This window comes from Labrys sp. WJW, assembly GCF_001676615.1.
GTDB classification, from domain to species: Bacteria; Pseudomonadota; Alphaproteobacteria; order Rhizobiales; family Labraceae; genus Labrys; species Labrys sedimenti.
Genome location: NZ_LYXZ01000058.1, coordinates 1 through 24827, shown reverse-complemented (window position 1 = coordinate 24827; position 24827 = coordinate 1). Strand labels below are relative to the sequence as shown.

Annotated in this window: 16 protein-coding genes; 8 read left to right on the top strand and 8 right to left on the bottom strand. The window is 65.0% G+C overall.

Features of this window, described 5'->3' with window-relative positions; genetic code table 11:
* The first annotated feature begins 9 nt into the window (after window positions 1-9).
* Window positions 10-1575: an aldehyde dehydrogenase family protein gene (locus tag BA190_RS29395; protein ID WP_068296474.1), complete on the top strand. Its 1566-nt coding sequence runs from the start codon at window positions 10-12 to the stop codon at window positions 1573-1575.
* A 166-nt stretch (window positions 1576-1741) separates the two neighbouring features.
* Window positions 1742-2188, top strand: coding sequence for a GNAT family N-acetyltransferase (locus BA190_RS29390; RefSeq protein WP_082980116.1), 447 nt, complete (start codon window positions 1742-1744; stop codon window positions 2186-2188).
* Window positions 2189-2280: 92 nt separating this feature from the next.
* Here the strand turns inward: BA190_RS29390 and BA190_RS29385 are convergent, their stop codons facing one another.
* Window positions 2281-2838 (bottom strand): sugar O-acetyltransferase, encoded by a 558-nt coding sequence (locus tag BA190_RS29385; RefSeq protein ID WP_068296467.1) that lies wholly within the window; start codon window positions 2836-2838, stop codon window positions 2281-2283.
* Window positions 2839-3048: 210 nt separating this feature from the next.
* Here BA190_RS29385 and BA190_RS29380 point away from each other — a divergent pair, with 210 nt between their 5' ends.
* Window positions 3049-4125, top strand: a complete 1077-nt coding sequence (locus BA190_RS29380; protein WP_068296465.1) for an ROK family transcriptional regulator — start codon at window positions 3049-3051, stop codon at window positions 4123-4125.
* A 59-nt stretch (window positions 4126-4184) separates the two neighbouring features.
* Here BA190_RS29380 and BA190_RS29375 read toward each other — a convergent pair whose 3' ends face one another.
* The 5 genes from BA190_RS29375 to BA190_RS29355 all read right to left on the bottom strand — a co-directional run bounded on the left by BA190_RS29375 (window position 4185) and on the right by BA190_RS29355 (window position 12143).
* Window positions 4185-5408 (bottom strand): ROK family transcriptional regulator, encoded by a 1224-nt coding sequence (locus BA190_RS29375; protein WP_068296458.1) that lies wholly within the window; start codon window positions 5406-5408, stop codon window positions 4185-4187.
* Window positions 5409-5671: 263 nt separating this feature from the next.
* Window positions 5672-8692, bottom strand: a complete 3021-nt coding sequence (locus BA190_RS29370) for a glycoside hydrolase family 38 C-terminal domain-containing protein (RefSeq protein WP_068296455.1) — start codon at window positions 8690-8692, stop codon at window positions 5672-5674.
* Window positions 8693-8738: 46 nt separating this feature from the next.
* Window positions 8739-9581, bottom strand: a complete 843-nt coding sequence (locus BA190_RS29365) for a carbohydrate ABC transporter permease (RefSeq protein ID WP_068296450.1) — start codon at window positions 9579-9581, stop codon at window positions 8739-8741.
* Window positions 9578-10519: a carbohydrate ABC transporter permease gene (locus BA190_RS29360; protein ID WP_068296449.1), complete on the bottom strand. Its 942-nt coding sequence runs from the start codon at window positions 10517-10519 to the stop codon at window positions 9578-9580. The genes BA190_RS29365 and BA190_RS29360 overlap by 4 nt, the downstream gene beginning before the upstream one ends.
* Window positions 10520-10841: 322 nt before the next feature.
* Window positions 10842-12143 carry an extracellular solute-binding protein gene (locus BA190_RS29355; protein ID WP_068296447.1) on the bottom strand — a complete coding sequence of 434 codons (1302 nt, stop codon included), beginning with the start codon at window positions 12141-12143 and terminating at the stop codon, window positions 10842-10844.
* Between the two features lie 285 nt (window positions 12144-12428).
* Between BA190_RS29355 and BA190_RS29350 the strand changes: the two genes are divergently transcribed.
* Entirely contained in the window at window positions 12429-14753 is a 2325-nt protein-coding gene (locus BA190_RS29350) for a Tex family protein (RefSeq protein WP_068296445.1), read from the top strand.
* A gap of 72 nt (window positions 14754-14825) precedes the next feature.
* Here BA190_RS29350 and BA190_RS29345 read toward each other — a convergent pair whose 3' ends face one another.
* Both BA190_RS29345 and BA190_RS29340 read right to left on the bottom strand, forming a co-directional pair.
* Window positions 14826-16190, bottom strand: coding sequence for a condensation domain-containing protein (locus BA190_RS29345; RefSeq protein WP_068296442.1), 1365 nt, complete (start codon window positions 16188-16190; stop codon window positions 14826-14828).
* Window positions 16191-16257: 67 nt separating this feature from the next.
* Entirely contained in the window at window positions 16258-20736 is a 4479-nt protein-coding gene (locus tag BA190_RS29340) for an amino acid adenylation domain-containing protein (protein ID WP_068296439.1), read from the bottom strand.
* Between the two features lie 187 nt (window positions 20737-20923).
* On the opposite strand from BA190_RS29340, the gene BA190_RS29335 reads away from it, so the two are divergent.
* The 4 genes from BA190_RS29335 to BA190_RS36230 all read left to right on the top strand — a co-directional run.
* On the top strand, window positions 20924-22081 hold the full coding sequence (locus BA190_RS29335) for an isochorismate synthase MenF (protein WP_245314991.1): 1158 nt from the start codon (window positions 20924-20926) through the stop codon (window positions 22079-22081).
* Window positions 22082-22113: 32 nt separating this feature from the next.
* Complete coding sequence (locus BA190_RS29330; protein WP_068296434.1) at window positions 22114-23742, top strand: (2,3-dihydroxybenzoyl)adenylate synthase; 1629 nt, start codon at window positions 22114-22116, stop codon at window positions 23740-23742.
* 12 nt (window positions 23743-23754) lie between these two features.
* Window positions 23755-24648 (top strand): isochorismatase, encoded by an 894-nt coding sequence (locus tag BA190_RS29325; RefSeq protein WP_068296432.1) that lies wholly within the window; start codon window positions 23755-23757, stop codon window positions 24646-24648.
* Between the two features lie 4 nt (window positions 24649-24652).
* Window positions 24653-24827 (top strand): SDR family NAD(P)-dependent oxidoreductase (locus BA190_RS36230; protein WP_371260432.1); only part of this gene is annotated, 175 nt, incomplete at its 3' end.

Sequence of the window (24827 nt, the reverse complement as noted above, 5' to 3'; positions counted from 1 at the left end):
GAGACCACGATGACCGCCTCGTCTTCCCAGCGCCGCAGCCCGGCCGAGCCCCTCAGCGTCGCCTCGGACGCCATCGCTTTGCTCGTCGAGGTCGGCGTCAAGGCCGAGCTTTATACCGGCGGCAGCATCCAGGCCCGTTCGCCGATCACCGGCGAGACCCTGGCCGCGGTCAAGGCGAATGATGCCGACGAGGCGCTGGCGCGCATCGAGGCTGCGCACAAGGCCTTCCTTGCCTGGCGCAACGTGCCTGCGCCCCGGCGCGGCGAGCTCGTCCGCCTGCTCGGCGAGGAACTGCGCAGCCACAAGTCGGCGCTGGGCCGGCTGATCTCGATCGAGGTCGGCAAGACCACGTCAGAGGGCCTGGGCGAAGTCCAGGAGATGATCGACATCTGCGACTTCGCCGTCGGCCTGTCGCGCCAGCTCTACGGCCTCACCATCGCCACCGAGCGAGCCGACCATCGCATGATGGAAACCTGGCATCCGCTCGGCGTCACCGGCGTCATCTCGGCCTTCAACTTCCCGGCGGCGGTCTGGTCCTGGAATACGGCGCTCGCTTTGGTCTGCGGCAATGCCGTGGTGTGGAAGCCCTCCGAGAAGACCACGCTGGTCGCTCTGGCGACCGAAGCGCTGGTCGAGCGTGCCCTGGCGCGCTTCGCGGCTGGAGGTGACGCGGCACCGGCCGGCCTGCATGGCGTGCTCTATGGCGACCGCAAGCTTGGCGAAATCCTGGTCGACCATGCCAAGGTTCCGCTGGTCTCGGCCACCGGATCCACCGCCATGGGCCGCGCGGTGGGGCCGCGCCTGTCCCAGCGCTTTGCCCGGTCCCTCCTGGAACTCGGCGGCAACAATGCCGCCATCGTTTGCCCGTCGGCCGATCTCGACCTCACCTTGCGCGGCGTCGCCTTCGCCGCCATGGGCACGGCCGGCCAGCGCTGCACCAGCCTGCGCCGCCTCTTCGTGCATGACAGCGTCTACGACACCCTGGTGCCGCGCCTCAAGCGCGCCTATGCCTCGGTCTCGATCGGCAGCCCGCTGGAAGCCGGTACCCTCATCGGCCCGCTGATCGACGAAGCGGCCTTCAAGGCCATGCAGAAGGCGCTTGCGGCCGCAAGGCAAGCCGGGGGCTCCGTGCATGGCGGCGGACGCGTGGATCTCGGTTTGGAGGACGCCTACTATGCCGCTCCGGCCCTGGTCGAGATGCCGGCCCAGGTCGGCCCCGTGCTCGAAGAGACCTTCGCGCCCATCCTCTATGTGATGAAATACAGCGATCTCGATGCCGTGCTGGACGCGCATAACGACGTGCCGCAGGGCCTGTCGTCCTCCATCTTCACCAATGACATGCGCGAGGCCGAAACCTTCCTGTCGGCACGCGGCTCCGATTGCGGCATCGCCAATGTCAATATCGGCCCCTCTGGCGCCGAGATCGGCGGTGCCTTCGGCGGCGAGAAGGAAACCGGCGGCGGTCGCGAGTCCGGCTCCGACGCCTGGAAAGCCTATATGCGGCGCGCGACCAACACCATCAATTACGGCCGCACGCTGCCTCTCGCCCAGGGCGTGAAGTTCGACGTCGAGTGAGGCTGCCTCTTGTTCTGAGCCAGTTGCAATTTGACGGAATCGGCAGGAATGGCGAAGACGCCCAAGACAGGCGCAAGAGCGCAGGCAAGGCTTGCGCTCGAACGCATCTGCTCCCGGGTCGGCGAGGGCAGTCCGCCCCCGCCGATCGTCCAGACGAGAGGATCGCGTGCCGATCGATGCCATGATCCGCGAGTTCAACTCGGGCGATCGCGAGCCTTGCGCCCGAATCCTGTCCAAGGCCGGGCGCCTGGCCTTTTATTGGGCCGATTGGCCGGTCTTCGACGGCCCCGGTTTCGATGAGGTCACCAGGGGTGAACGGATATTGGTGGCCGAGGCGCGCAATCAGGTCGCCGGCTTTGCCGCCATCTACACGCCGGAGAATTTCCTGCATCACCTTTATGTCGATCCCGACCTCGCCGGCTGCGGCATCGGGGCCGCCTTGCTCGGCGAGGCCGTGAAACGATACGGTCCGGCGCTGTCGCTGAAGTGCCAGACACGGAACCAGGCGGCGCGAAACTTCTATCGCAAATGCGGCTGGCTCGAGGACGACCAGCCTGGCGGAGCCGATAGGCTCGGCTCCTGGTTGTTCATTCGCAGTCCCGGGCCGCGTTGAAGGCCGGCGCCTCCCAGGGACTGACGGTGCCCAGGCAGTCTTCGGATCTTTCGCGATGCTGGAACTTGTACGCGTCCCTCGTGGACGCGCGCTTAGTCACCGAGCAAGCGAATGACCCTGGCCGGATTGCCTGCCACGAGCGTATTCGGCGACACGTCCCTCGTGACCACGGAGCCTGCCGCAACAACTGAGTTTTCGCCGATCGTCACCCCGCCGATGATCGTCGCACCAGCAGCGATCCAGACATTTCTTTCAATCGAAACGGGCTTTGCGATGACGGAGACTCGACGTTGCGAAGGCTCGACGGGATGGCCGGACGTAAGGATGCTTACATTCGGGCCGATCATCACATCGTCGGCGATATCCAGCCCGCCAAGGTCGTAGAACGTACAGTTCTGATTGACGAAAACGTTGCGCCCGACGCGGATGTCCGTCCCGCCTGTTGTGTAGAACGGTGGGATCAGCATGAAGCTGTCGTCTACTTTCCGGCCGATGAGGTCACTGAACAGCGCCCGGACCTCTTCCGCATCGTTGAACGTCAAGCGGTTGAGAGCCGCCGTGATCACCATCGCCCGTTTGACGCTTGCCAGCATAGCCGCTGATTCTACAGTTCTTCTGGAAATGATCTTGGTGCGATCATCGTGCGCCATTGGCTGTTTTCCTTCGGACACGGTCGAGTGAGCGTTCGACGCATAGCGGCCGCGTCACGATTCGATGACGATAGCGCCAGGGTTCTTGCGGACGATTTAAGCGAGAACCCCATCGGATTTGGTCTTCTCCTCAAACCGGCCCTGCCCTGGCGAGCGCCGATGGGGTATCGTTCCCGGAGCCCCATCCTGACCGAGCTTTGACGAAGAAGTATGCCGATCGATCGCAGCCCCCCGCTTCCCGCGCGCTTTCCCGAAAGGCGCGACCAGACCTCGGGCTTCAACCTGGTGCAGGCGGCGGATCACAATCTGCGCGTCACCCTGGAGGCTTTGCGGCGCGGCGGCGCGATGACCCGGCTCGAACTCGCCCATGTCACCGGCCTCACCGTACCCGGCATCGCCAACATCCTGCGCCGCCTGACGGGCGACGGCCTGATCGAGACCCGTAGTTCGGCGCGCTCCACCTGCTTTGCCATACGGCCGGGCAGCGCCGTGTCGATCGGCGTCGATCTTGCCGGCGAGCGTGCGCGGCTGATTGCCACCGATCTGGCCGGCACACCGCTCTTCGCCGAGGACGGCCCCGTCGGCGATGCGACGGAAACCGCCGGCTGGATCCGCAAGGCCGTCAGCCGCCTGTCGCAGGTGGCGCCCGGCGGCCGCCTTCACGGCATCGGACTGACGGCAGGAGAGCAGGCCGAGCCGATCAGGGCCGCCCTCTCGCCCTATCGCGCCATCGTCGAACGCGACACCGTCGCCGCAGCCATCGGCGAGCGGCAGGGTGGCGTCGCCAAGGCAGATGACAGTTTCGTTTTCATCCTGCTCGGCTCGACCGTGCGGGCCGGCATGATCATCGGCGGCACCGTGTTCGATGGTGCCGAGCACAAGGCGGGCCTGGTCGGGCTGATGCGTACCGGCCGCGACGGGCGTTATCTCGACGAGGTGGCGGCGACCAGCCGCCTGCCCAGCCACGATTTGTCGGAAGCCGCCGTGCAGCAATGGCTCGATGAGGCCGCCGAGCATCTCACCGACATGATCATCGCCATGGCCGCCTTCATCGGTCCGCGCCTGATCGTGGTGGGTGGCCGCCTGCCGACGCCGCTGCTGGAAGCGCTTGCCGCACGCCTGCAGATGCTGCGTCGAAGCCGGATGATCGACCCGACGCACCCTTTCTGGCTGCCGGAAATTCGCTGCAGCACATTGTCCGATCAGGGCGTCGTACAGGGGATCGCGGCGATCCCCTTCCTCGACATCCTGCTGCCGGACATGCGCCGGCCCTTCCAGCTGCGTTAAATGGCGTGCCAAAAAAGAAGCGGCGGCTTCGGGCAAGAGCGCCGCGACATTGGTCGCTCTCAGCGAAGATCCCGGGCTCGCAGCGGCGAGCGCGTTCGCTGTGCCGGATCGGCCGCTTCCAACCGGAGGGCATGGGCGAGCGGCATGGTTGCGGCTCCCAGCGCTGCAGCGTCCTCGGAGCCGCCGGCACGATAGACCGGCGGCATCGGCCTGGGGTCGCGAGCAAGTTCCTCGTGGACGAAGAGCAGCAGCTTGTCCATCAGGGTCACCGGCAGGCGCCCGCCGATCAACACCGCATCGGGATTGATCAGGAGGCCGATATCGATGGCTGCCTCGGCCAGATGCCGGGCTGCCATGCGCAGCCAGATCACCACCAGATCCTTGCCACGCTCGTCGAGCCCCAGCAATTGCTGGGGCTGGGTGACGGCGATGCCGTGCCGGGCCAGAAAGTCGTAGAGCTGCAGCAGCGAGACGAGCTGGCCCAGCGGCTGCACGCCGTCGCCTTCCCGCCCGCCTGCCGGCGACAGCGGCAGCCAGCCGATTTCTCCGCTGATGCCGCTCGACCCGTGATAGCAGGCGCCGTCGAGCACGATGCCGCCGCCCAGCCCCGCCCCGATGAAGATGTAGAAGAAGCTGCGGATCTCCACGCCGAGCCCGTAAGTGAGCTCGCCGATCGCCGCCGCCGTCGCATCATTGTCGATGAAGACGGGCTGTTCCGTGAAGGCGGCAAAGCAGGCACGGATATCCGTCTCTTCCCAGATGGAATAGGCCTCGGGCATGCCGATGAAGGGAATCTCGCCCAGCAGGTCGGGAATGGCGAGGCCGATGCCGACCAGCCGGTTCTCGTCGATGGCATGGCGGCGCCGGAAGGTCTTCAGGGCTTCCTTCACCTCGGCGAAGAAGGCATCGGGCAAGAGATAGCGCACCTCCCGATGCAACCGGTCACGCACAGTGCCGAGCGCATCGACGGCAACGATGGTGAGATGATCACGCCCGAGGCCGATGCCCACCGAAAAACAGCCTTCCGGATTGATCTCCAGCTCGATCGCCGGCTGCCCGCGCATGCCGTAGCGCCGGCGCGCCTCGATGATCAGCCCGTCATCGAGCAGCTTTTCGGTGATGCGGGCGACCGCCTGCTTGCTGAGACCGGAACGGCGCGCCAGTTCCGTGCGCGAAATCGGCTGGCTCCAGCGAATGGTGCGCAGGATAACGGCCTGGTTGTGGCTGGCGGCGTGGCCGGAATTGGAGCCGGCGAGTTCGCCCGGCAGGAGGGAGGACTTCATATCCGGACCGATCAAGCCGCACGCTATCCCGTCTTGTCAACCGTGGCGGCAGATGCCCGGGAGCACAAGCTTTGCAGGGTCTATGGGAGGATGGAGGGTCGATCTCCTGATCGACCATCTTGGAAATGTCGAGCGATAGGGAGTGCGAAGGCGGTCGATCTCGCTCCACCACTTGATGGAGCAGAGGAGATCGACCCTCCGCGATCCCGCGGCTTTGTTCGCAATGTTAGCGCTCATGAACAAGGTCGTCCGCGCTCCTGACATCATTCCTTATTCAGCACCCAGCTGCGGACTTCGAAAGGCTTGAGATCCACCCCGCCTGCACGCGACACAGGCTCTTCCAGGATGTCGACGGCCTCGCCGAGCCGCCAGCCCGCGGCCGGCTTGACGGTGAAGGAGCCACGGGCGCCGGCAGGCTCGTAGACGCGCAGGACGAGCCCCCCGCCCTCTTCCGCCCGCTTGAGACCACCGAGCCCGGCCGCGAGGCCCTCGATGGCGAGAGGCTGGAGCGATACGGGCTGAAGACCGGTGGTGGCAAGCGCCAGCACTGGCTGGTTCAGATCGAGCGCCTCCTCGCGCACGCCACCCTCATGCCAGCTGCCCTGATGCGGAAGGAGCGCATAAAGGAAGCTCTGCTCGCCCTCATCGGCCAGCGGATCGGGATAGATGGGCGCACGCACCAAGCTCAGCCCGAGTACATTGCCCTTGACGCTGTGACCATATTTGGCGTCGTTCAAGATGGCGACACCGAAGCCGGGCTCCGAAAGATCGGCGAAGCGATGCGCCGGCACTTCATATTGGGCGCTGTCCCAGGAGGTGTTGTCGCGGGTCGAGCGCCTGACGATGCCGAAGGCGCATTCGAAGGTCGCGAAGTCCGAGCGCACCGCCACCGGCGTCAGGGTCCTGAGCAAGACGCGGCGGTCATGCCAGTCGAGATCGGTCCTGATTTCCAGGCGCGGCGAGTTCGCCCACAGCCGCAGGGTCTGGGTGATGGTGGAGTCGCGAAAGCGCCTGACGATCCTGACGGCAACACGATGCTGGCCGGTTTCGACGACCTCGATCGCCTCCACCGCCGTCAGTTCCTGGCCATTGGCGGCATAGTCGTCCTCGATGTCCCAGGCGTCCCAGTTGCGAGGCTTGTCCATGGCATAGGCCCAGAGCTGGTTGCCACGGCCGGCCAGGGCCTCGCGTCCAGCACGCTTGTCGTAGAGGCTGGCGAGCGTGCCGTCGCCATTGAGGACAACCCGCACGAAGCGGTTCTCGAGGCCCGTCTTCGAAACCGTGAGGCCATCGGGCGCACGCAGCCCGGCATGATCGAGCACGACGATGCCGAGCGGGGGCACCGTGCCCTCCGTCGCAAAGGGAGCCCCGTCGATTTCGCAGCGGATAGGCCGCGCATGGAGATCGGGATTGACGACCACCAGCATCTCGGCCGAGCCGCCCTTCGGCAGTTGCGCCACCACGGCTTCGAGTCCGGCTTCCTGAGCCTGCCGGCCCGTCGCCAGCGCCTCGCCGAGTTCGCGTTCGGCATCCTCGTAGATCTCGCGAATGCCCGAACCCGGCAGGATGTCGTGGAACTCGTTCTTGAGCACCTTGCGCCAGGCCGGTTCCAGGCTTTCGGGCAGCGGGTCGCCGAGCAGCGCCGCCAGCGAGGCGACGGTCTCGGCGGTGATCAGGGCCCGTTCGGCATGGCGGTGCAGGCGCTTGGTGTGGCTTTGCGTGGTCAGCGTGGCCCGATGCAGTTCGAGATAGATCTCGCCCGACCAGACCGGGATTTTCTCTGCCGGAACATTGTCATGTATGCGTGCGTAGAAATCTTCGACCCGAACTGGACTCAGCGCCGGGATCGCTGGGAAATCGGCAAGCTGGGCCTGGCGTTCCAGCATTTCGGGCGTGGTGCCGCCGCCGCCATCGCCATAGCCGACGGCGAGCAGGCTCTCGTCATGGATGTCCTTGCGGCGGAAATTCTTCCAGGTCGGGATGACAGCTGCCGGTTCCGTCGAGCCATTATAGCCGTGCAGCGGATTGTCGAAGGTGTGGGCGATCACCCGGCTGCCATCGAGGCCCTCCCAGAAGAAGAGGTCGTGCGGGAAGCGATTGGTCTCCGACCAGTTGACCTTGATAGTGAAGAAGGAATCCATGCCGCCCTGCCTGAGCAGTTGCGGCAGGGCCGGCGAGAAGCCGAAGCAATCCGGCAGCCAGCAGACGCGATGTCGCACGCCGAACTGGCGCTGGAAATAGCGCTGGCCGTAGAGGATCTGGCGCACGAAGCTCTCGCCGGTCGGCATGTTGGTATCGGGCTCGACCCACATGCCGCCGATGGTTTCCCACTGGCCCCTCTTCACCGCCGCGACGATATCGGTGAACAGGGCCGGATCGTCCTCCTCGATCTGGGCGTAATAGGCGGCCGTGGACTGGTTGAAGACGAAGCTCGGAAATTGTTCCATCAGGCGGAGAGCGGTGTGGAAGGTGCGCCGGGCCTTACGCCGGGTCTCGTCATAGGGCCAAAGCCAGGCGAGATCGATATGGGCATGACCGGTGATGCCGAGCTTGCCTTGCTGGGGAAAGCGGGCTTTGAGCGCGCGCAATTCGGCCACCAGCCCGTCATGGGCCGCCGCCACGCTGGCGCGATGGTCCTGTCGCAGCCCGTCGGGGTTCGGTTTTAGCACCGGCAATTGCCAGATCGAGCGCTGTTGAGTGTAGTCGCCCATGCGCGCGACATAGTCCGTGGTGGCCGAGGGCCAGTCGAGCGCAGCGAAGGTGCGCTCCGCCGCGTCCACCAGATGCGGCACCACCTCGTGCTCACCCAAGAAGTGCGCCACCTCTGATACCTGCTTGAGCAGCAGGCGCAGCTTGTGCACGGCGGGTTCGATGCGCGCCAGGCGTGCCGCCAGCAGGCGTGGCTCGGGCACGGGTTCGCCGAAAGGCAGCCGGGCCACGCTGTCCGTCTCGATCGAAAAGCGTTGGCCCGGCACCGGATATTCCTGGTGATAGGGATCGTGGCCATAACGCTTCTGACCGGCCTCGTCCGTCAGGGTGACCAGGCTCTCGCCGCCGAGATCGAGGATCAGGCGGGTCTCCTCCAGCGGCCAGGATTGAGGCACCTCGGCTTTGGCGGCGAAATGTGCGACACCCTCGCGACGCGGCCAGTCGACGCCGAGGGCGATCGGCTCGCCATCGAAGGTCCAGCCGTCGATGGCGACCTTCTCGCGCTCGCGCCAGAAACCGAGCTCGAGCACGCGGACATCGAGGCGGGCGATCCGCTGCTGGATCGTAAGAGACATTATAGAACTCCCAGGAAAAACAAAATGTTATGATTGATTTTCGACATCAGCCTTTAACCGCCCCCGCCGTCAGCGCACCGACCACCATGCGCTGCAGCGCCACGAAGGCGATGATGGCCGGCACCACCGCCACTAGGCAGGCTGCTGCCAGCACCTGGGTTGTGGAGGCATTGGAGGTGCCGGCGAAATTGAAGATCGCCACCGAGATCGGCAGTTGCGGATCCTTGTTGAGCAGCAGGAAGGGGATCAGGAACTGCGACCAATTGAGGATCATGATCAGGATGAAGGCCGAGGCGATGCCGGGCGTGATCAGCGGCAGGGTGATGCGCCAGAAGATGCCGAAGCGGCTGCAGCCGTCGATGGCAGCCGCCTCCTCCAATTCGCGCGGAATGGCGTCGATGGCACTCTTCAGCAGCCAGGTGCACATGGGTATGCCCACGGCGATATAGACCATGATCACGCCGAAATGGCTGTTGAGCAGGCCGAGATCGCTCATATAGCGATAGAGCGGCACGAGGATGACGAGGGGCGAGACCATCTGGAAGGCGAGGATCGCCATCATCAGGGCCGAGCGGCCGGCAAACCAGAAGCGCGAAAAGGCATAGGCGGCAGGGGCTGCCACCGCGAGGCAGCCGAGCCCCCCGAGCGCGGAGAGCTTCAGCCCGTTCCACAGATAGACCAGGAAGGCGGGATCGCTCAGCACCTGTGCGAAATTGGCGAGCGTCGGGCGCTTGGGGATGAAGCGGGCGGCGCCCAGAAAGACCTCCTGACGCGAGCGCAGCGCCAGCGACAGCAGCCATAGGAGCGGCGTCAGGAAGAAGGCGGCGATCAACCCGGCCAGTATATAGGTGGCGACATCGCCCCATTTCTCACGACGCTCGCCCTTCATGTGCGATCCTCCCAGCGCGGCAGGAAGGCGGCATAGAACAGGGCAAGTGCCAGGCTGATCACCAGCATCAGCACGGACAGCATGCTCCCGCCTGCGAGGTCGTAATTGCGGAAGACGGTGTTGTAGGTGAACAGCGAGAGCACTTCCGTCGCCCGGCCGGGCCCCCCGCCCGTCAGCGAAATGATGGCGTCGAAGGTGTTGAGCGTCTGGATGGTGATCAGGATCGAATTGACCAGAATGGCGCTACGCATCATCGGCAGGGTGACGAAGCGAAATTTCTGCCAGCCATTGGCGCCATCGACATTGGCCGCCTCATAGAGCGTGGGATCGATGCCCTTGAGCGCGGCGTAGAACACGATCATCGAGAAGGCCGTGCCGCGCCAGACATTGGAGATGATGGCTGAGATCATGGCATTGGCAGGATCGGACAGCCAGGCGACGGGTGCGACATGCAGGAGGCGCAGCACGCTGTTGATGGCGCCGAACGGAGCCTCGGAGAACAGCATCTGCCAGATCAGGCCGTTGGCGATTCCGGGAATGACCCAGGCGATCAGCACGATGGTGCGGATCATCGTCATGCCGGGAAGCCGGCGGCGTTCCCCGCGGACCACCACCAGGGCAATGCCGAAGCCGACCGCCTGCTGGCCGATCACACTCGCTACGCAGAAGACGAAGGTGGTGAGGAGGATGTCACCGAGCGCGGCATTGCCGAGCATGGCGTAGAGGGTATCGAGCGTGTAGCGCTCCTCGGAACTGAGCAGCGTCGCATTGGTCAGGGACAGACGGAAGACGTCGATGATCGGGTAGAGATAGAAGGCGGCGAGCAGCAGCACGGCCGGCGCCAGCCAGGAGAAGGGATTGGTGTCGATCCGCCGGCCGAGGCCGAGGCCGCTGCGGCGGTGCGGCACGGCGGCGATGACGGCTTTGGTCGTCGACATGGCGTCCCTCTCCTGCTTACGACTCTTCTGATCAGGCCTGTCGGCTGCGAAGAGTTAGGCGCAACGATCCCTCCCCGACTTCGGGGAGGGTGGACTGGCGAAGCCAGTTCGGGTGGGGGCGAGTGGCGCAGATCCGCCTATATTTCTTCGGTGAGCACCACCCTCCCCCTTCCGTCGCTGCTGCGCAGCGCCACCTTCCCCGAAGTCGGGGAAGGATTGCCGCGCCTTGCTCGGGAACCGCGAGGTGCATGCAACCAATGGTCCGTCCGCAATTGGTAGGGCCGAACCACTGGTCTCTCGCAACGCCACCCACCTCATTTTTTCACTTCTGCCGGGCATAGGCCGCCTGCACAGCGGCATTGGCAGCATCGAGGGCCGCTTCAGGCGTCTTGGTGCCGGCTAGCACATCGCCCATCATCACCTGGATCTGGTTGGAGATTTCCGCATAGATCGGCACCCCCGGCCGGGCTTGGCCGTGGGTGAGCGCCGCCGCAAAGGCCTTGTTCGCCTCGGTCTTGAAGACGTCGAACTTGTCATATTGCGCCTTGGAGGTCGGCAATTGCTGCTGCAGGGCATTGCCCAGCCCCGAATAGACCTCCTTGGCGATCGCAGCGCACATGGCGACCTTGTCGGGATCGTTGGCAAAGGCTCCGACCGTCCAGCCGCCAGTACCGGTCGAGTTCTGCCCGACAGTTGGTCCCGGAATCTCCGAGAAGGTCCATTGCTCGAAGGCTTCCGGTTCGAGAATGGTCTTGAGCTGGCCATATTGCCAGTTGCCGCCGATGAACAAGGCCGTCGTCCCGGCCGCCGCCGCGGCGTTCAACTCGTCGTAATTCATGATGGTGGTGACGCGCTTGGGCGCGGCGCCGGAATCAACGAGATCCTTGAAGTATTTGACCGCCTTGAGGAATTTCTCGCGATTCTCGCCCTCCGCGAACACGGGCTTGCCGCTGTCGTCGACCAGCTTGCCGCCCTGACTCCAGAAATTGGCGAGCCAGTCGAAGGTGGTGGCCTCCCAGCGCCCGGCATTGAAGAGCAGGCCCTCCATGCCCTTCTCCTTGGAAGCGAGGGCCGCTGCCTTCAACTCGTCCCATGTCTTCGGGGCTTCCGGCACGATGTCTTTCTTGCGGTAGAGCACGCGCAGATCGGTATCCCACCACCAGGCATAGATCTTGCCGTCCTTGCCGGTGATGCCCTGGCGCACGAAGGGGAAGAGATCGTTGACCTCGTCCTTGGTAAAATAGGCATCGAGCGGCTTGAGCACGCCGGCACCGATGAACAGGGCCAGCACGAAGGAATCGACCGCCGCGCAATCGGGCCCCCGGCCGGCCTTGGCCTGTTCGAGCATGCGGGCCTGCTCCTGGCCGATATTGTCGGACATGCGTTCGAGCTCGATCTTCCAGCCGGGATGGCGCTGGATGAACTCGCCGAACAGCTTCTTGTAGCCCTCCGCCCAGACCGGGTCGGTGCTGTCCGGCCCGTCGCCCGTTAGCCGGAAGGTCAGTGATTTCGGAGCATCGGCCGGCCCGATCCGGCTCTTGGTGACGAGGTCTTCGGCCTGTGACGAGGCGGTTGCGAAGGCAACGGCCGAGGCGAGCAGCGCGGTAACCAGACGCTTGCGCATCTTGTTTCTCCCTGGGTGTTTCCTCGATCGGGCGGATCGGTTCCGCCTCATGGTGGCGCAGTGACGCCGCGCGAATAAATCACATCGATTTTATTGAGGCAAGCATGTTCGGGAAGTCACGAAACGTCGCCTGGTCCATCTGCATCGCATCCCCGAAAAGCTGGCAGGAAGAGAGGCGCCATCAGAATCGGCGGGCTGTGGAGAAGCGCTGCGCTCCAATCGGAAGCATGGCAGTCCCGCCCCACCTTGCCTATGGTGCGCGACTCATCTTCGAACGAGGAGCGCATGAACGGCAAACAACACGCCACGAACGCCAGCGCACGCCTGGCCTCGATCATTGCAGCCGAGATCAATGCCAAGCCGCAGCAGGTGACGGCAGCCATCACCCTGCTCGACGAGGGGGCGACGGTGCCCTTCGTGGCACGGTACCGCAAGGAAGTGACCGGCGGGCTCGACGACACCCAATTGCGCGATCTTGCCGAGCGCCTCGCCTATCTGCGCGAGCTCGAGGCCCGGCGCGAGACCATCCTTTCCTCGATCCGCGAGCAGGGCAAGCTCGACGACGCACTCGAGGCCAAGATCGTCGCTGCCGCCACCAAAGCGGAGTTGGAGGACATCTATCTGCCCTACAAGCCCAAGCGTCGCACCAAGGCCGAGATTGCCCGCGAGCGCGGGCTGGGGCCGCTCGCCGAGGCCATCCTGATCGACCGGGCGGCTGTGCCGGCGGAACTGGCGGCGGCCTATCTCGGCGACGAGGTTCCCGACGCAAAGGCGGCCCTGGAAGGCGCTCGTGACATCCTGGTCGAACGCTTCAGCGAAAATGCCGAGCTAGTCGGCCGGCTGCGCACCTATATGAAGCAGCATGCGTTCCTGCGCGCCCGCGTCATCGACGGCAAGCAGGCGGCCGGCGCGAAATTCTCCGATTATTTCGACCATGTCGAGAAATGGTCGGGTGTGCCCAGCCACCGCGCGCTCGCCATGCTGCGTGGCCGCAACGAGGAGGTGCTGTCGCTCGACATCGAGGTCGATGCCGACAATGCCTCCGCCATGAAGCCCGTGGAGCGCATGATCGCCCAGGCCTATGCGATCGCGGGCAGTCTTCCCGGAGACCGCTGGCTGATGGAGGTCGTCGGCTGGGCCTGGCGGGTCAAGCTCTCCCTGCATCTTTATGTCGACCTGATGGGCGATCTGCGCGAACGGGCCGAGGAAGAGGCGATCCGGGTGTTCGCCCGCAATCTCAAGGACCTGCTTCTGGCGGCGCCGGCCGGCTCGCGCGCTACCATGGGGCTCGATCCCGGCATCCGCACCGGCGTCAAGGTCGCGGTGATCGACGGCACCGGCAAGCTGCTCGCCACCACCACCGTCTACCCCTTCCAGCCGAAGAACGATGTACGCGGAGCCCAGGCCGAACTCGCTTCCCTCGTCCGCCGCCACAACATCGAACTCATCGCCATCGGCAACGGCACCGGCAGCCGCGAGACGGAAAAGCTGGTGGTCGAGATGCTCGTCGCCCTGCCGGCGCCCAAGCCGCTGAAAGTCATCGTCAGCGAGGCCGGTGCCTCGGTCTATTCGGCCTCGGCAACGGCCGCTGCCGAATTTCCGGATCTCGACGTGTCGCTGCGTGGTGCGGTCTCGATCGCCCGCCGGCTGCAGGACCCGCTGGCCGAGCTCGTCAAGATCGAGCCAAAATCTATCGGCGTCGGGCAATATCAGCACGATGTCGACCAATACCGCCTGGCCCGCTCGCTGGACGGGGTGGTGGAGGACGCGGTGAACGCGGTCGGCGTCGACCTCAACACCGCTTCGGCCTCACTGCTCGCCCGCGTCTCCGGCCTTGGCGCCTCGCTCGCCGAAGGCATCGTGGTGCATCGCAATGCCAATGGCCCCTTCGCCAGCCGCAAGGACCTGCTCAAGGTCTCCCGCCTCGGCCCGCGCGCCTTCGAGCAATGCGCCGGCTTCCTGCGCATCCCCAATGGCAGCGAGCCGCTGGACGCTTCATCGGTACATCCGGAAGCCTATGGTGTGGCCAAGAAGATCGTCGCTGCCTGCGGGCGCGACGTGCGCGCGCTGATGGGTGACAGCGCCGCCCTCAGGAAGCTCGATCCGCAAGCCTTCGTGGATGAGCGCTTCGGCCTGCCGACCGTGCGCGACATCATCGCCGAGTTGGATAAGCCCGGCCGCGATCCCCGCCCCGAATTCAAGACGGCCACCTTCGCCGACGGCGTCGACGACATCAAGGACCTCAGGCCCGGCATGCTCCTGGAAGGCACGGTCACCAATGTCGCCGCCTTCGGCGCCTTCGTCGACATCGGCGTGCACCAGGACGGCCTCGTCCATGTCTCACAACTGGCCGACCGTTTCGTGAAGGATGCGCATGAGGTGGTGAAGGCCGGCGACGTCGTGAAGGTACGCGTCGTCGAGGTCGACATCCCGCGCAAGCGGATTGCCCTCTCGATGCGGCGGGATGGGGCGAGCGCCTCCGACAAGCCCGCAAGGCGCGACGACAAGGCCAGGCCGAATCCTCCCCGTCCCAACCAGCCCCGGCCCGAAAAGCCGGCTGCGCAGGGCGCTTTCGGCGCGGCCTTGGCCGAGGCGTTGAAGAAGCGTTGAGGGGCTCACAAGCTGTAACAATGCCGACTCTTCACCCTCCCCTGGAGGGGGAGGGTGAAGAGTCGGCGCCTTCTATCCGGCCTTGGCGATCGGCACGGTCTCGCCATAGAGCTCTCCTGCCGGACGGGATCGCGCCTGCGGCGCCAAGGCCTGGCGAAGAAAGACCGGCAGCTGGAAGCGGTGGCGCTCGAAGGCATCACGGCCGGTTACGGCTGAATCCGCATCGAGTTCGAGCGTAAGCGCGCCGGCATCGTCCTCGGCACGATAGGTCACGCTGAACCCCTCCCCGGTTCCGCTAGCCAGCACGTGGCGCCTGGTCTGGCAGCCGGCGAATTCGGGCTGGTCGAACGGCAGCACGTTGACGAGCGGCGCGAAGAAGAAGCGCGAGCCAGCGGCCAGGCCGCAATCGCTGGCGATATGCTCGATACGATAGCGCCCATGCGCGCGCTGCCGGCGCAGATCCTTGGCTCCGCGTTTCAGCAAGACCGCCAACGGCTCCTCTCCGGTAACGGTGAGGCGGAACGGCAGGATGTTCAAGAGCATGGCGGGTATGTTGCCGCCTACACTGCCCCAGCGGCTCATGAAGGGCAGCCATAGCGTCATCCGCCCTTTGCCGCCCCTTTCCTGCTCCGAGCCATGACGCAGGAGGTACAGGCCGGTCAGCAAGACCAGCAGATCCGGCCAGGCGACGCCCAGTTCGGCCGCGCTTTGCCGCAAGATGCGGCCAAGATCGTCCGGCAGCCTGTCGTGCGATTGCAGGCCCTCCGCTCCGTAGCCCTCCCCGGCTTTGTCCACCACCGGCAGTGAACCGGGACCGGCGAGATAGTCCTGCCAGAACCGGCGATTCTCGGCGAAGCGCGGGCCGGTGCGATAGGCCTCCTCCTCGGCCAGGAAATCGGCAAAGCGATCGAAGGGGCGCCCCGCATCGGCGCGGCCCAGCAGATGGGCGTAGATCTGCGCACATCTTTGTTCGATCAAGGTGAGACCGAAGCCATCGAGAATGATGTGATGGGCCCTGATGTACCAGTAATAGCGGTTCTCGCCGATGCGCAGCAGCCATTGTGCCGAAAGCGGATGACGCGTGAGGTCGAGCCTGGCGTGAATGTCAGCCTGCATCAGGCCCATGGCCGCCCGCGCCGGGTCCGGGCGGTCGGTCAGGTCGATCTGCTTCACCTCGGGCAGGCGCCGTGGATCGAGGCGCTGGCGCGGCAGCCCGTCGCTCTGGGAAACCGCAAAGCTCGCCGCGAGAATATCGGCTTCGTGCACGGTGCGGGCAATCGCACGGCAGAGGGCCGAGACGTCCACCGGCCCCTCGATGTCGAGATAATGGGCGACGGTGGAAAGCGGCTGGTCTGGATGGAAGCTGAATTCTTCCCAGAAATCCAGCTGCGGGGCCGTGAGCGGCATCCAATCTAGGGGCGTGTCTTCTATCGGCATGGAGAAAATCCAAAATGTCGAAATTGGGTATTGGGTTCCGGGGTGTCTTCCGGAATTCAGAACGCGTTCACCGGGCCAGCAACTCCTCGACCTGCCGTGCATTGCGGCAGCGCAGCAGGTGGGCCGGGGTCAGGCTCACGCCGAACTCGCCGCTGATACGGCCGGCGACGGCCTTCAGATGCGACGGCAGCAGGCCCATCGACACGAAATCCGCTCCCTCGTCATGGCCATCCTGGCGCGCCTTACCGAGCACGCTCAGATAGATGTCGAGGATGCGCCCGCTGGAGGACGGCGATGCGGGAACCGGGCGAATTGCACCGCTCCCGCCACCTTCGCTTGCGTCCGATCCGAGCAGGATCTGCCTGGCGCGCTTGCGGTCGGGCTTGCCATTGGCCGAGAGCGGCAAGGTCTCGATGCGAAGAAAGCGGATGGGGACATGGGTTTCGGGCAGGCGCCGGCGCGCAAAGCTGCGCAGCTCTCCGACGGAAGGCCCGGATCGCGCCTCGCTCACATAGATCGCCGCCAGCGCCAGTTCGCCGGCATCGCCGACGGGATAGTCGACGACCATGACATGCTTGATCGAATCATGGGCGGCGAGCTCATTCTCGATGTCGGGCAGCGAAACCCGGACACCGCGAATCTTGACATAGCCATTGATCCGGCCAGCGAAAATCAGGGTGCCATCAGGTCGATAAAAGCCGCGGTCGCCCGTCCTGAAGGCGCGAACCTGCCGTCCGTCCTCGGCGGCGATGGAGACGAAGTCGTTCTGGCTGAGCCTGCCGTCTTCCAGATAGCCGAGCGCGGCAGCGACACCGGCCGTGTGGATGCGACCAACCACATGGGGTGGGCAGTGTTGGCCCCGTTCGTCGAGTACGAAATAGCTCACCCCCGGCAAGGGACGCCCATAGGGAATGACGGCGATGTCGTCGGGGCCGATCTCGTGCCAGATGCTCCAGATGGTTGTCTCGGTTGGGCCACCCAGCGAGATCAGCCTGGTGGCGGGGTGGGTGCGACGCAACTGGTCGATCACCGTCGGCTTGATGTAGTCGCCGCCCTGCGCGATCAGCCGGAGTGACTTCAGCTGCTCGCCCCGCTGGCAGGCGAGCAGCATTTCGAGGATGGCGGGAACCGAACACCACACCGAAACCTTGTGACGTTCGACCAGCCGGTTCCAGCCAATGGCATCCTTCTCCTCGCCAACCGCCGGCATGACCAGGCTCGCGCCGGCGCACAGGGCCCCGTAAATATCGAACACCGACATGTCATGATGCAGCGGCGTGACGGAGATGAAGACATCTTCGGCGCCGATGCCCCAGAATTGCAGCGTGTGGTCGATGACGTTCCAGGTCGCTCTGTTGGCAACGACAACGCATTTGGGCTTGCCGGTGGTGCCGGAGGTATAGAGGTAATAGGCAGCGTCCTCGCTGGCGGATAGGTCGGTCAAGAATTCCGGCGCCGGCTGCCAGTCGCCGGAAGCCTCGGCCAAAAGCAGCGTCTCGACGGACACGGTGTCGATGCCCGGTGCCGGGCTGGGGCCGACCACCAGTGCTGCCCGGCAATTGCGCAGGAGATAGCCGATACGATCCGGCGGCGATCCGGCATCGATGGGAACCCAAACCAGTCCCATGAGGGAACAGGCGAGTGTGACCATGACATGCTCGGGGCTGCGCGGAAGGCAGACCGCCACCACCTCTCCCCGGCGGAGGCCGCGCTGGCGCAGGGCCGCCGCGATGCGCGCGACCTGATCGCCGAGTTCGGCATAGGAAATCCGCCGTTCACCGCAGATCAGGGCGTCCTTGGCCGTGGCGCCGCCGAACAGATGTGCGGCGATGCGTGCGAGGAAACCGGCGGGCGCGAGGCTCGTTGGTCCGTCATTATGGCGATAATGGCCAAGGTCGAGGACCTCACCGGCCGGCAGGACGAGTTCGCCATGCCGGCCCACCGCGGCGATCGCCCTGGCCATGGCCGCGAGAATGGCCTCGACTACCTCGCCGTCGAGTGCCTCGCGGGCATGATCGATGCACAAGACCAGGTTCTTGTGCTCGTCCAACGACATCCGGATATCCATCGCCACCTGCGGCGTCTGTGTCAGGCCACCATGCAGGCGCACGGGACTGTGCTCGGCCAGCGTCTCCCAGGACAACCCGTTGGTGACGACCACCGGCAGGACCGGCCCTCCCGAATGGCGGTTGATCAGGAGCCGGTTGATGTCGATGTCCGAGAAGGCGAGATGTTCCAGGCCTTCGAGCGTATCGGCCTGCAACTGCTTGGCGCGGTCGTCGAAAGTGCCCTCCCCGGCCCGATAATCGATGGCGATGAAGGTGGAATCGTTGCCCATCGCCCCCGTCGGCAGGGCAACGGGAACACCCACGCAAAATCCTCCCTCGCCTGCCCAGTGCGCCAGGGTCTCGAGGATCACCGCCGTCAGCACCGAATGGCGGAAAAGACTCCGGGCCGCACCGACCTTGGTCAGCTTGACGAAATCGTCCCGCGGAACGGTCATGCTCCGGCGTTCATAGCGGGAGGCCTTGATATCGGCCAAGGGGCGTTTCCAGGGCAGCCGCGGCGGCTCGGAGACGGCTTCCAGCTTGTGTGCCCAATAGGCCGCATCCGCCTCCCGCTCGGCCGCTTCCGGCTGCCGCCGGCTTTCCGCGGACGACAGCGGGGCGGCTGTCGAGAGGGGAACCGAACCAAAGAGCTGCCGCAGGATCGTGGCGATCGAGCGGCCGTCGACGACGAGAGCATCGAAACGGGCGAACACGACATGGGAATCGGGATGCGTCTGCCCTGGCTGCGGTTCGGGAAGGTGGAACACCAGCATATGCCAGGGCGGGAGGCTCAGATCGTGGCGATGATGGGCATAATCTTCCCGCATGGCCTCGATCCGCTCCCAGGCCTTGGCCGACGGCAGGTCCCGCAGATCGATCTCTTCGAGATTGAGCCTTGCCTCCTCGCTGACTCGTTGGGTCAGGCTGTCGGTGTCGATGCGGTTGCGAAGGCAGGGCAACGCACTCACGAGGGCGTGCAGGCGGGCCTTGAACTGGTCGATGGCCAGCGCGCCGCGATATTCACGAAACTCCTGCATGGCGACGCCGCCGAGAGGAAACTGGTCGCCGCGGCCGAGGAGATAGGCGCGCTGCAGGGGGGTGAGTGCTCTTTCCGGAGCAGAAACAGGGGCCATCAAACGGGGTTCCTCGAGGCCGGCGGAGCGGCCGGTGTGGCTGGTGGCGGAGGGCTGGCTTTTGAGGCAGACGGCCAACAAAGCTTCGACGGGCTGGCTCAAGGCTTCGGGTGCCCCGGCAACATGCCTGGCGCAAGCGAGATAAGCCTCGAACATCGCCTTGACCCAGGCCTCGGGGATGGCGTCCAGGCGTACGTCCCAATTCACCAGGATGCCGCCATAGGCAGAGGCGACCTGCGCATCCAGGGCAACCTGCGGCCCCTGCGAAATCACGAAGCCCATGGCGCCGAAGACCCGGGTAACCCGCTCCGAGAACAGTTCGCCGCCGAGGTCGAGGCCCGCCGTGAAGACCACCGGCGCGAGTTGCATTTCGCCATTGAGGCGCGAGAGATCGCGCATGACGCTGGGCCCCGGATAGGCAGCGTGCGAAATCGCCAAGGTCATTTCGGTCCCTATGCGCTGGCAAAGACCTTCGACCGATTCGCCTGCGGCGAGTTCGACAGGCAGGATCAGCGGATTGGAAAACTCGCCGATCATCTCGTCCACCCCTGGCATATAGGGCTCGCGATGGAACATCGGCACGTTCAGACGGAAGCGACGGGATGCCGTGCTTGCCCCGAGCACGGCTGCGAAGAGCCCGAGCATCAGGGTTGAAAGGGTCAGGTGATGCCGCCGGGCCGTCTCGGTCAGCGCCTGGCGTTCCAGCGGGCCGAGCTGGGCGGCGAGACGATGACTGCGCACCCCTGCCTGCGGCTCTTCGGGACGCGGTAAGGCGGGAGCGTGCGGCATCTGCGAAAGGCGGGCACGCCACCAGTCCCGGTCCCTCTCGCGCCGCACCGCAAGCACGTCATCCGCCTCCATGAGAGCCAGATAATCGAAATAGCAAGCCGCCGCTGGCTCCCGGGTTTCACCATCCTCATAGAGGCGTGCCAGATCCTCCATCAGCCGACGGAAGCTCTGCGGATCGATGGCGATCATATCGGTGTCGACGTGGAGGCGGCAGCGATTTCCCGGCAACAGGCTCAGGCTGAAGTCGCTGACCCGCCCGAGGTGAATCGGCAGCCGCTGATTGGTCTTGACCTCGCGCTTGGTTGCCAGGGCCTGCCCAAGGGCCTCCTCGTCCAGGGCCTGGAAATCATCGACTTCCAGCACCGGGCCATCGCCATCCACAGCCTGCAGGCCGTCGGCGCTGACGCGCAGGCGCAACATCGCATGTCTCTCGCCGAGGAGCTGGACGGCCCGCCGCAGTACTTTCACGTCGAGCTTTCGCTCGGCACCCCGATGATCGAATTCCGCATAGAGATGCGCGGTGACGCCACCCATCGTGGCAGCGGATTGCCGCCCTACCCAGTAGGCGGCCTGCATTATGGTTAGCTCTCTCATCGACAATTCACGATATTGACAATCTAACTAAAATATAATCATGTAAATTCAATGGTCAATCGCACATTAGTAAAATATAGTGTGCAGTAAAGAACCATTCAAAAGAGCGCAAATCCTGATTATAGGAATTACAATAAGGGCATTAATTATGCAGGCTGGGGCCATTGCAATGTATGCTGATGAGAAAACTATCTCATCAGTAGGCGGTAGCAATTTACTATTCAGTACCGGAAGTAGAGAACTTCGTTCCCTCGGGCCGCATCGGCTGATCAGCATGCCCGCCCGCGGGGGCGAGGAGTGGGGCAGCCAGTTCCAGCGCAGCGTGCGCCAGGCGCTGGACGAAGCCCGGGCCGAAGGCCAGGACAACCCGATCGTGATGGGAGCCATCCCCTTCGACATGCGCGAGCCGTCCTGCCTCTACGTGCCGCAAGCCTATGAGTGGCGAGAGCGGCAGGCGCCTCGGGCTCCGGACAGCGCGGAGCGCCTGCCGGCGCTGCTCGACCAGCGCAGCATTCCCGATGAGCCCGGTTTCAAGAAGGCGGTCGAGCAGGCGATCCTGAACTTTCGCCATGGCGACATTCGCAAGGTCGTGCTCTCGGTCATGCGCGAATTGCGGTTTGCCGGGTCGGTGGACGTGGACGGCCTGCTCGACAGCCTGCGCGTGCAGAACTCCAGCGGCTATCAGTTCCGCGTGCCGCTGCCGGATGGCGGCGAATTGATCGGCGTCAGCCCCGAACTGCTGCTGCAGAAAGAAGGCGACCGCTTCGTCTCCAACCCGCTGGCCGGCTCGGCGCGGCGCCAGCCCTTCCCGGATGCCGATCAGGCCGCCGCCGATGCCCTGCTGCAGTCGCCGAAGGATCTCTACGAACACCGCGTGGTCATCGACGACATTCGCCGCGTGCTCGAGCCGCATTGCGCCGAACTGGTGATTCCGGCCTCCCCTTCCGTGATCAGCACAGCCGCGCTGTGGCATCTTTCCACACGGCTGCATGGCCGGCTCAACGATCCGCAGATGAGCGCGCTGCAGCTGGCTTGCCGTCTCCACCCCACACCGGCCGTCTGTGGCACGCCCACCGACCAGGCCCACAAGCTCATTCGTTTCGTGGAGCCTTTCGAGCGCGGCCTGTTCACCGGCATGGTGGGCTGGTGCGACAGCCGAGGCGATGGGGAATGGGTCGTCACCCTGCGCTGCGGCATCGTCGAGCATGAGATCGTCCGGCTGTTTGCCGGCGCCGGCATCGTCGAGGCATCGCAACCCGAAGCCGAATGGGCCGAGACCCAGACCAAGCTGAAGACCATGCTCAATGCCTGCGGCCTGGCGGCATGACACGATCCCTGCAGACCCAATCAGGTTACGCTATGAACGTCGACTTCGTGCGCTGGCCGGAAAGCCTGGCACAACGCTACCGGGAACGCGGCTATTGGCTCGACCAGCCCCTGACCCGTATCCTCGATCATCAATGCCGCGAACGCCCTGACGCCCTCGCGCTGATCTGCGGCGAACGCCGGTTCAGCTATGCCGAGATCGACCGGCTGGCCTCGAACCTGGCCGCTCGCCTGAGCGCCCTCGGCCTCGGCCATGGCGACACGGCGCTGGTGCAATTGCCCAACGTAGCGGAATTCCACATCGTCTTCTTCGCGCTGCTCAAGATCGGCGTTGCGCCGGTCAATGCCCTCTACAGCCATCGCCGGCTGGAAATGAGTGCCTATGCGCAGCAGATCCAGCCCAGATTGCTGATCGCTGCCCGCCGGCACGAACTTTTCGCAGACGAGACATTCGTGGGCGAGCTGCGCTCCATGTCCCCGGCGCTTGCGCAAATCCTGCTGCTCGGCGAGACATCACCCGACACCAGCCTTGACCATTGGCTCGCCGAGGGCAGGGATTCATCCCATGGCGGTGCGCCGACCAGGGCGGACGAAGTCGCCTTCTTCCAGCTTTCCGGCGGCAGCACGGGCACGCCCAAGCTCATTCCCCGCACCCACAACGACTATGACTATTCGGTCCGCGCCAGCGCCGAGATCTGCCGCCTTACACCGCAGACCCGTTTCTTGTGCGCCCTGCCTGCCGGCCACAATTACGTGCTCAGTTCGCCGGGCACGCTGGGCGTGTTCCATGCCGGCGGCTGCGTCGTCATGGCGCCCAATCCCGAACCGCTCGGCTGCTTTGCGCTGATCGAGCGCCACGGCGTCGACATGGCCGCCCTGGTCCCCTCGGCCGTGGTGCTCTGGCTCCAGGTGGTGCCGGGGCACGAGGCGGCCCTGCGTTCCCTCAAGCTCATCCAGGTCGGCGGCGCCAGCTTCGCCGAGGCACTGGCCCGCCAGGTGCCGGAAAAGCTCGGCTGCGCCCTGCAGCAGGTGTTCGGGATGGCCGAAGGCCTGGTCAACTACACCAGGCTCGACGACGAAGACGAACTCGTCTTCACCACGCAAGGGCGCCCGATCAGTCCCGATGACGAGGTCAAGGTCGTCGATGAAGAGGGACGGGAGGTTCCCGACGGCGAGACGGGCATGCTCGCCACGCGCGGGCCCTACACGTTCCGGGGTTATTACCGCAGCCCCGAGCACAATGAAAAAGTGTTCGATACCGACGGCTTCTACTATTCCGGCGATCTCGTCGAGCGCTCGCCGCAGGGCTATCTGCGCGTGGTCGGCCGCATCAAGGACCAGATCAATCGCGGCGGCGAGAAGATCGCCTCCGAGGAGGTCGAGAACCTGCTGCTGCGGCATCCAGAGGTGACGCAGGCCGCGCTGGTGGCGATGAGCGATCCGCTGCTGGGCGAGAAGAGCTGCGCCTTCCTGGTGGCCAGGAAGCCTGGCCTGCCGCCCTCGGCGCTGCGCCAGCATCTCATCGCGCAAGGCGTGGCCGAATACAAGCTGCCGGACCGCTTCCGCTTCATCGACACCATGCCGCTGACCCCGGTCGGCAAGATCGACAAGAACCGGCTGCGCCAGCAGCTGCAAAACCCACCCGTTTCCCTTTCGACCTGACGAAGGTGCCCCATGGCCATTCCCTCCATCACCGACTATCCCATGCCCACGCCCGAGGCGTTCCCCGCCAATCGCACGCAATGGCAGCCCGAACCAGCCCGCGCGGTACTGCTGATCCATGACATGCAGCGCTATTTCCTGCGTTTCTACGATGCAGACGGCGCCCTGGTGCGCCAGCTCGTCGACAATCTCGTCGCCATCCGCCGCTGGGCACGGGAGCGCGGCATTCCCGTGGTCTACACCGCGCAGCCGCACGAACAGCCGGCAGCCGACCGTGCCCTGCTCAACGACATGTGGGGGCCGGGCCTGACCACGGCCGATCCGGCCCTGCAGGCCATCGTGGCGCCCCTTGCGCCGGAAGAGGGCGACACGGTGCTGACCAAATGGCGCTACAGCGCCTTCCAGCGCTCGGAACTGCTCTCTCTTCTGCGGCAATGGGGTCGCGACCAGCTGCTGGTCGGCGGCGTCTACGCCCATATCGGCTGCATGATCACCTCGGCGGATGCCTTCATGAACGACATCCAGCCCTTCCTGGTCGGCGATGCCGTCGCCGATTTCTCGTTGGACGATCATTTGATGGCGCTGCGCTATGTGGCGACGCGCTGCGGCAGCGTCGTCACCACACAAGGCCTGCTCGATATTGGCCTCGTCGACACGGCCGCTTCCGCCTTGAGCCGGGACTGGCTGGTCGGACGCGTGCGCACATTGATCGAGGAGGAGGTCGATTTCGATCCCGACGAGAACTTGATCTACTACGGTCTCGATTCCGTTCAGGTCATGCTGCTGGCTTCGGAATTGAAGGAACGGGGCGTTGCCGTACGCTTCGACGAGCTCACGCGCATTCCCACCTTCAATGCCTGGTGGTCGCTGATCGAGGGCAAGCAAGCCCAGGCCCTTGCGGCGTGACCGGATGAACGTCATGACGTCATGGAACTTCGCTGGCAAGCGCGTGCTGGTCACGGGCGCGGCCGGCGGCATTGGGCGATGCGTGGTCGAGCGCTTTCGTGCAGAGGGCGCCAAGGTGGTCGGGCTCGACCTCGCCACGCCCGCCGCAGGCGTGAACGGCAATGCCGAGGCGGGACTGG

Bases quoted from the DNA above. Each gene is read 5' to 3' on its own strand.
- BA190_RS29395 (WP_068296474.1), top strand. From the start codon at position 10: ATGACCGCCTCGTCTTCCCAGCGCCGCAGCCCGGCCGAGCCCCTCAGC.
- BA190_RS29385 (WP_068296467.1), bottom strand. From the start codon at position 2,838: ATGGCGCACGATGATCGCACCAAGATCATTTCCAGAAGAACTGTAGAA.
- BA190_RS29380 (WP_068296465.1), top strand. From the start codon at position 3,049: ATGCCGATCGATCGCAGCCCCCCGCTTCCCGCGCGCTTTCCCGAAAGG.
- BA190_RS29375 (WP_068296458.1), bottom strand. From the start codon at position 5,408: ATGAAGTCCTCCCTCCTGCCGGGCGAACTCGCCGGCTCCAATTCCGGC.
- BA190_RS29370 (WP_068296455.1), bottom strand. From the start codon at position 8,692: ATGTCTCTTACGATCCAGCAGCGGATCGCCCGCCTCGATGTCCGCGTG.
- BA190_RS29365 (WP_068296450.1), bottom strand. From the start codon at position 9,581: ATGAAGGGCGAGCGTCGTGAGAAATGGGGCGATGTCGCCACCTATATA.
- BA190_RS29360 (WP_068296449.1), bottom strand. From the start codon at position 10,519: ATGTCGACGACCAAAGCCGTCATCGCCGCCGTGCCGCACCGCCGCAGC.
- BA190_RS29355 (WP_068296447.1), bottom strand. From the start codon at position 12,143: ATGCGCAAGCGTCTGGTTACCGCGCTGCTCGCCTCGGCCGTTGCCTTC.
- BA190_RS29350 (WP_068296445.1), top strand. From the start codon at position 12,429: ATGAACGGCAAACAACACGCCACGAACGCCAGCGCACGCCTGGCCTCG.
- BA190_RS29345 (WP_068296442.1), bottom strand. From the start codon at position 16,190: ATGCCGATAGAAGACACGCCCCTAGATTGGATGCCGCTCACGGCCCCG.
- BA190_RS29340 (WP_068296439.1), bottom strand. From the start codon at position 20,736: ATGCAGGCCGCCTACTGGGTAGGGCGGCAATCCGCTGCCACGATGGGT.
- BA190_RS29335 (WP_245314991.1), top strand. From the start codon at position 20,924: ATGTATGCTGATGAGAAAACTATCTCATCAGTAGGCGGTAGCAATTTA.
- BA190_RS29330 (WP_068296434.1), top strand. From the start codon at position 22,114: ATGAACGTCGACTTCGTGCGCTGGCCGGAAAGCCTGGCACAACGCTAC.
- BA190_RS29325 (WP_068296432.1), top strand. From the start codon at position 23,755: ATGGCCATTCCCTCCATCACCGACTATCCCATGCCCACGCCCGAGGCG.